The sequence below is a fragment of the Streptococcus parasanguinis genome, assembly GCF_015557775.1.
GTDB classification, from domain to species: domain Bacteria; phylum Bacillota; class Bacilli; order Lactobacillales; family Streptococcaceae; genus Streptococcus; species Streptococcus parasanguinis_AA.
Genome location: NZ_JADNOY010000007.1, coordinates 112,492 through 119,337, shown reverse-complemented (window position 1 = coordinate 119,337; position 6,846 = coordinate 112,492). Strand labels below are relative to the sequence as shown.

At 37.4% G+C, this 6,846-nt stretch carries 7 protein-coding genes, 2 tRNA genes and 1 pseudogene; 9 read left to right on the top strand and 1 reads right to left on the bottom strand.

Annotation, left to right across the window (positions count from 1 at the left end; translation table 11 throughout):
- Position 1 precedes the first annotated feature (1 nt).
- The 8 genes from I2F76_RS09455 (at position 2) to I2F76_RS10615 (ending at position 5,287) form a co-directional block, all read left to right on the top strand.
- Positions 2-75: transfer RNA gene (locus I2F76_RS09455), tRNA-Ile, on the top strand.
- A 4-nt stretch (positions 76-79) separates the two neighbouring features.
- Positions 80-167, top strand: a tRNA-Ser gene (locus I2F76_RS09450).
- Between the two features lie 62 nt (positions 168-229).
- Positions 230-1,048, top strand: coding sequence for a rod shape-determining protein MreC (gene mreC, locus I2F76_RS09445; protein WP_031574139.1), 819 nt, complete (start codon positions 230-232; stop codon positions 1,046-1,048).
- A gap of 1 nt (position 1,049) precedes the next feature.
- The gene (mreD, locus tag I2F76_RS09440) at positions 1,050-1,550 is read left to right on the top strand and encodes a rod shape-determining protein MreD (RefSeq protein WP_195487737.1); all 501 of its coding nucleotides are present in this window, start codon (positions 1,050-1,052) and stop codon (positions 1,548-1,550) included.
- 93 nt (positions 1,551-1,643) lie between these two features.
- Positions 1,644-2,885, top strand: coding sequence for a peptidoglycan hydrolase PcsB (gene pcsB, locus I2F76_RS09435; RefSeq protein WP_195487736.1), 1,242 nt, complete (start codon positions 1,644-1,646; stop codon positions 2,883-2,885).
- Between the two features lie 178 nt (positions 2,886-3,063).
- Positions 3,064-4,038, top strand: coding sequence for a ribose-phosphate diphosphokinase (locus I2F76_RS09430; RefSeq protein ID WP_155127701.1), 975 nt, complete (start codon positions 3,064-3,066; stop codon positions 4,036-4,038).
- Between the two features lie 49 nt (positions 4,039-4,087).
- On the top strand, positions 4,088-4,228 hold the full coding sequence (locus tag I2F76_RS09425; RefSeq protein WP_182448498.1) for a hypothetical protein: 141 nt from the start codon (positions 4,088-4,090) through the stop codon (positions 4,226-4,228).
- A 288-nt stretch (positions 4,229-4,516) separates the two neighbouring features.
- Positions 4,517-5,287 (top strand): hypothetical protein, encoded by a 771-nt coding sequence (locus I2F76_RS10615; protein ID WP_229289738.1) that lies wholly within the window; start codon positions 4,517-4,519, stop codon positions 5,285-5,287.
- 175 nt (positions 5,288-5,462) lie between these two features.
- Here I2F76_RS10615 and I2F76_RS09415 read toward each other — a convergent pair.
- Positions 5,463-5,976: pseudogene (locus I2F76_RS09415) on the bottom strand (IS30 family transposase); the annotation flags it as partial.
- A 213-nt stretch (positions 5,977-6,189) separates the two neighbouring features.
- On the opposite strand from I2F76_RS09415, the gene abpA reads away from it, so the two are divergent.
- Positions 6,190-6,798 carry an amylase-binding adhesin AbpA gene (abpA, locus tag I2F76_RS09410; RefSeq protein WP_118398219.1) on the top strand — a complete coding sequence of 203 codons (609 nt, stop codon included), beginning with the start codon at positions 6,190-6,192 and terminating at the stop codon, positions 6,796-6,798.
- Positions 6,799-6,846 lie beyond the last annotated feature (48 nt).

Sequence of the window (6,846 nt, the reverse complement as noted above, 5' to 3'; positions counted from 1 at the left end):
TGGGCGCGTAGCTCAGGTGGTTAGAGCGCACGCCTGATAAGCGTGAGGTCGGTGGTTCGAGTCCACTCGTGCCCATTTTGGAGAATTACTCAAGAGGCTGAAGAGGACGGTTTGCTAAATCGTTAGGTCGGGTAACCGGCGCGGGGGTTCGAATCCCCCATTCTCCGTATAATTTCCAAGTTTGAGATTTCATCTCAAACTATTTTTTATATTTTTGAAGGTTTTGTCTATGTTCTTGAATCGATTCTTTAAAATTTTTAGTTTTGTCTTTGTTTTAACTGTTTCAGGAATTTTATTTCTTTTTCCATCTGTTAGAACTTCGATTGTTTTAAAATCTTCTGATCTATTAGCTATTGTTGATAAGGCAGTATCGGTACCATTTGTTGTTGTAGAATCTAAGGCAAAGGATTTAAAGAATTTATCTGAATTAAATGATGAAAACCGTTCGTTAAAATCACGTCTTTATCAAAAGGATATTGACCAGTCAAAACTTAACCGTTTGGAATCAGAAAATAGAGAATTAAAGGATTTGATGTCAATCAAGAATTCTGTATCGGGTTCTAAACAAGTCGTTAGTGAGATTATTGACCGTAATTATGGTTCGTGGGATCAGGAATTTGTTATTGATAAAGGTAGTTCAGATGGGATTTCTGATTCTATGTTTGTTCTTTCGTCTGGTGGCGTCATTGGTGTGGTAGAAAGTATAGAGAAAAATTCTAGCAAAGTGAAATTATTAGTCGAAGATACTATTTCTTCACAACACCTGACGTTTAAAATTGAGAGTCAAGGTCAATCTATTTTTGCTTTATTAAATGGTTATGACGAGAAGACAGGTGAGTTTCGGTTGTTGCAAATTGGTGATCCAGTTGAAATTAAAAAAGGATCTCTGGTTTCAACAAGTGGTTTAGGAAAATATAAGAGTAGTGACTTACCTCTTGGTACAGTGACTTCTACTCAAAAGGCATCTGATCAGTTAGGTCAAGAAATTCGTGTGAAACCAAAGGCTAATTTAGATGTTAATCGTTATGTACTATTGATCGGAGAGTAGTGTGAAAGTCATACGTAAGTACCATTTTTTTCCTTTAATCTTATTCTTATCTTTATTTGTTGACGGGCAGATCTCTTTTCTTATTTCTGGTTTCTGTCCAAACTCCTTTGAACCTACTTCATTTTTATTTCTATATGGTTTTATGTTATTGAGTCTCTATTTCTCTGAGATAGCTAGTATTTGGTGGGGAGTCTTCTTTGGTTTTTGTTTTGATGTGTATTTTTTACACACTCTAGGAATTTCATTCATAGTATTTCCTATACTACAGGTGATTTTTTATAGGTGTAATCAGATTATTTTGGTCAATCGATTGACTCGTTTTTTTACATTTTTATTAACTATTCTATTATTTCAGATTTTAACAAACCTTCTTTTGATTCTTTTTATCGGTATAAAATTTAACTGGATTACATTAATTATTTACCAAATTTCCCCAAGTTTAATTTTGAATGTACTTCTATTAATAGTATTACAGCCATTACTTGAAAAGATTTATTTATAAACTCGAAATAAAAATGTAACAATAGCGTAATATAAATTTTTAAAAAATTTGTTATACTAGTTAGTGTCTTATTAGAAAGGGAAAATTTATCTAATGAAGAAAAAATTATTTGCCACAATCTTATTGAGTACAGTTGCTTTATCACAAGGTGCTGTCGTAGCTGGTGTATCAGCTGATTCAACAGATGATAAGATTGCTGCTCAAGATAACAAAATCAATAGTATTAATCAACAACAACAAAGTGCACAAGCTCAGGTAGATCAAATTCAAGGTCAAGTATCTGAAATTAAAAAACAACAAGAAAATCTTCAAGCTGAAAATGACCGTTTGAATGAAGAATCTGAACGATTGTCAGCTGAGATCGATGAGTTGTCAAAAAATATTGTTGCTCGTCAAGAATCACTTGCAAATCAAGCACGTAGTGCTCAAACAACTGGGACTGCAACAAGCTATATTAATGCGATTGTTAGCTCTGGATCTTTGACAGAAGCTATCTCACGTATTTCTGCTATGAACGAAATTGCAGATGCTAACAACAAAATGTTGCAAGAGCAAAAACGTGATAAAGAAGAGATTGCACAAAAACAAAAAGAAAACAACGATGCTATCAATACTGTCATTGCAAACAAACAGCAATTAGAAGATGATGCGCAAGCTTTGTCAACAAAAGAAGCTGAGTTGAAAGTAGCACAATTGAACTTGGCTGCTGAAAAATCAACTGCTGAAAACGAAAAGAATGCTTTGTTGCAACAAAAAGCGGAAGCTGAAAAAGCAGCAGCAGCAGCGGCAGCAGCTGAAGCAGCTTACCGTGCAAAACAAAAAGAACAACAAGCAGCTGTTAAAGCTTCAGCTAATACAACTCTTCAAGCACAAGTTCAAGCGGCAGCTCAAACACCTGCTGCAACACCAGCGGCAGCACAAACTCAAGCAGCACCTCAACCTGCTGTTCAAATTCAAGCAGCGGCTGCACCAGTAGCAACTACTTCTCGTCCAACTTATAGTACATCTGCATCATCTTATCCAGTTGGTGAATGTACATGGGGTGCGAAGACATTGGCTCCATGGGCTGGTGATTACTGGGGTAATGGTGGACAATGGGCAGCAAGTGCAGCGGCAGCAGGATTCCGTACAGGATCTCAACCACAAGTTGGTGCCATTGCATGTTGGAATGATGGTGGATATGGACACGTAGCAGTTGTTACAGCCGTTCAATCTACAACAAGCATCCAAGTTTCTGAGTCTAACTATAATGGTATCCGTAGTATTGGTAACTACCGTGGTTGGTTTAACCCAACAACAGCACAAGGTACTGTTACTTATATCTATCCAAACTAAGAATTATACTGAAGCAGAACATTTGTTCTGCTTCTTTTTTGATAGAATTTAGGTAGTGATAGATTTTGTAATTTCCATAAATTAATATTTGAATATTTGCTTAAAAAGCGATAAAATGATTACAGGAGAAATTTGTGCTGACTGTACAATATGGTTTTAGATTTTACTGGAGGAAATCATGTCATTTTCTGATTTAATGCTCTTTGCTTTGTCGTCAAATCAAGAATTGGCTCAACGTGTGTCTCGCGAAATGGGATTACCGCTTGGAAAGTCAACGGTTCGTCAATTTTCTGATGGAGAAATTCAGGTTAATATTGAAGAATCAATTCGTGGGAAAGATGTTTATATATTACAATCTACTAGCTCACCGGTTAACGATAATCTGATGGAAATTTTGATTATGGTAGATGCCTTGAAACGGGCAAGTGCGCAATCCATTAATGTGGTGATGCCGTATTACGGCTATGCTCGTCAAGATCGGAAAGCTCGGGCTCGTGAACCAATTACTTCTAAGTTAGTAGCCAATATGCTTGAGGTTGCTGGAGTTGATCGTCTGTTGACAATTGATTTGCACGCTGCTCAAATTCAAGGTTTCTTTGATATTCCTGTTGACCACTTGATGGGTGCGCCTTTGATCGCCGACTATTTTGAACGTCGCGGGATGATTGGAAAAGACTATGTTGTTGTCAGTCCAGACCATGGTGGTGTGACTCGTGCTCGAAAGTTAGCGGAATTCTTGAAGACACCGATTGCGATTATTGATAAACGCCGGAGTGTCGATAAGATGAATACGAGTGAAGTCATGAACATCATTGGAAATGTTGAAGGCAAAACGTGTATCTTGATTGATGATATGATTGATACAGCTGGTACAATCTGTCATGCCGCGGATGCCCTTGCAGAAGCAGGTGCTGTTGAAGTCTATGCGAGCTGCACTCACCCTGTTTTATCAGGCCCAGCGATGGATAACATCCAAAAATCAGCCATTAAGAAGTTGGTGGTATTGGATACGATTTATCTATCGGAGGATCGTTTGATTGACAAAATTGAGCAAATTTCGATTGCGAAACTTCTAGCTGAGGCTATTGTTCGCATTCATGAAAATCGTCCTCTGTCCCCTCTATTTGAAATCGGAAATGCCAAAAAATGTTAAGAATAAGGAGGCTGGGAAACTAGCCTCTTTTGTATAGGAGGAAGTAGAAATGGGAATCAGACAATGGTGGCAAGCGCTAAAAAAAGAAAAGAAGCGAAAAGAACTAATTCGAGCGGCTCAAAAACTAGAAAACAAGGTGGATCCAAGTATGCCAAAGAAGACTCTGCCCAAAAATCGTGCGGTAAAATAGGAAATAATTGGAGTGGAAAAGAAGAGGGAACTGGTAAAATTAGGGGGAGCTGTCTATTTCATAGAGAAACGATTGAGTAAAAGTGTCCAAAAACCGAACAATTCTAATAGATAAGTATAATATGTTACTAAATCGTAATTTCGGGTATCAAATAGACCTAATTTTAAAATTAATTTGTTGATATTAAAGTGTTTTATTGTAAAAACACTTGACAAACCCAACATATATGTATAAAATGTTCAATATAGAGCAATCTATATTAAATATGAAAAAGGAGATAAAACTATTATGAAAAAAGTTTTATTATCAAGTGTATTAGCATTGTCAGCAATCGCTAGCGTTTCTTATGCAGCTACTAAAGTTCCTTCTATCCCAGGAGTAACTGCTCCAACTACTGGAACAGTTACAAAGGCAAATGCTGCTAATAACCACAACAACCGTTTTGGTTATGCTGTTTCTCCATTAAGAGGAGAAAAAGCTATTAATTTTGCAGGTGCTGAAACTTATCCAGCTAAGCCAGTTGCAGGTACTGATGGTAAACCTTTGGATGATGCAACTCGTAAGTTTGGTGACAATACTCGCTTTGGTGCAGGATTTAACGCTGCTAAATCAGCTACTCCAGCTAAGCCAGCTACTCCAGCTACTCCAGCTACTCCAGCTAAGCCAGCTACTCCAGCTACTCCAGCTACTCCAGCTAAGCCAGCTACTCCAGCTACTCCAGCTACTCCAGCTAAGCCAGCTACTCCAGCTACTCCAGCTACTCCAGCTACTCCAGCTAAGCCAGCTACTCCAGCTACTCCAGCTACTCCAGATCCAAAAGCAATTCCTGGTGTAACACGTCCAACTACAGAAATTGTTACAGAAGCAAATGCTGCTAATAACCACAACAACCGTTTTGGTTATGCTGTTTCTCCATTAAGAGGAGAAAAAGCTATTAATTTTGCAGGTGCTGAAACTTATCCAGCTAAGCCAGTTGCAGGTACTGACGGTAAACCTTTGGATGATGCAACTCGTGAGTTTGGGAACAACACTCGCTTTGGTGCAGGATTCAATAAATAATCTAAGTTATTTATCTATTTTCATTAACTTTTATTAAGTTAGTTAAAGGAGAAAACAAATTGGTTTTCTCCTTTTTCATTTTACTAAAAATATAATTTTTCTGTTTAATTGTTTTGTATTTAAAAATTTTAGAACCCTAATTGTCAAGTCGAGTTCAACAAAGTTGTTCTTCTGATTAAGTGAGTATCTTTCGAGCTGTTTGTATTAGCTCAAACAGCTTTTTTGCGGACTGATAGCCATGAATTCGTCTAGGTCTTTCATTGATAGCCTTTGTATAGTCCTCTAAAAGATTCTGATTTAGTTCTTTTAACGAAGCCCTCTTCGGAATGAACTCTCTTAGTAGTCCATTGTCGTTCATAAGATGAATAGGCATGTGCAAAATAAACATCTAACCCTCTATCTTACTCAATGATGAAAATTCGTTTCTATTATCTGCAGTTATGGACTTAATGGGATAAAGTTTCATACACTCTAAGACTGCTTGATTGACATACTCTGCTTTCTTTTTCACGAGTTTCTTTGTGACAACATAGCGTGTCTTTCGTTCTACTAAGGTCAGAATAGAAGGTTCTCCTATTGTCTTTCCACCCAGAATCGATTCCCCAATCTCCAAAACGGGAACGATTATTGCTTTCTTCTGGTCTTTCTTCAATTGTCTTTCCTAGATGTTTCTTGGTAGAGGGGAGCTTGCCCTCTTTTTACGGTTTTAGAACCATGAATTAAAGTAGAAATACAATAAAATTTTATATCTGTAAAGAAATATTCATTTGAAACAGGAAAAAAATCGATAGTTTTTTTCAAAAAAAATAAGAAAAGTCTTGACATAGGCAGAATATCCTAGTATACTAGTTTTAGTTACGAAGTAACGAATAATTTTTGAAAAGAAAAAAGGAGATAAAACAATGAAAAAAGTTTTATTATCATCAGTAGCAGCTCTTGCAGTATTTGCAGCAGCAGCACCAGCATTTGCATCTGACAACTACTACAGCTCAAATGCTTTGATCCAAAAACACTATGTTTCTGAACGCGATATCGCTGACGAAGCAAACACACAAGTAGCAGCACACGAAGCTGATATCCAAGCTGAAGTTAATGCTTACCCAACAGTTGTTGCAGCACAACAAGCTCTTGATGCATACGGATCAGGACATGAATACGAAGCTTACAAAGCTAAAGTTGATGCAGCTCGCGCTGAAGCATACAACATCATCCGTAACAAATATGTAGCTAACCTTCAAGATACTTACCGTAAAGCAGCTATCGCATCAGGTAAATACTGGAACGATCCAACTGGTGTTCAAGATAACAAAACAAAAGATATGCGTGATGCAGAAGATAAAGCTCTTAACCATGGTGGTTCTGCTGATGCAGCTAATGCAGCTGGTGCTAACGGTCAAGCTACAAGCGAAGCTAAATCTAACGAAAACAAAGGTGGAGACGCAGCTAAAGCTGGTAAAGCTGATTCAAAACAAGCTGGTAAAGCTCTTCCAAAAACAAGCGCAGTTAAATAATTTGATTATTAATTAGCTCGTAAAATATCACTGGACCTTCGGGTTCAG

Excerpts from the sequence above, each read along its gene's own strand:
- mreC (WP_031574139.1), top strand. The coding sequence starts at position 230 with ATGTTCTTGAATCGATTCTTTAAAATTTTTAGTTTTGTCTTTGTTTTA.
- pcsB (WP_195487736.1), top strand. The coding sequence starts at position 1,644 with ATGAAGAAAAAATTATTTGCCACAATCTTATTGAGTACAGTTGCTTTA.
- I2F76_RS09430 (WP_155127701.1), top strand. The coding sequence starts at position 3,064 with ATGTCATTTTCTGATTTAATGCTCTTTGCTTTGTCGTCAAATCAAGAA.
- I2F76_RS09425 (WP_182448498.1), top strand. The coding sequence starts at position 4,088 with ATGGGAATCAGACAATGGTGGCAAGCGCTAAAAAAAGAAAAGAAGCGA.
- I2F76_RS10615 (WP_229289738.1), top strand. The coding sequence starts at position 4,517 with ATGAAAAAAGTTTTATTATCAAGTGTATTAGCATTGTCAGCAATCGCT.
- abpA (WP_118398219.1), top strand. The coding sequence starts at position 6,190 with ATGAAAAAAGTTTTATTATCATCAGTAGCAGCTCTTGCAGTATTTGCA.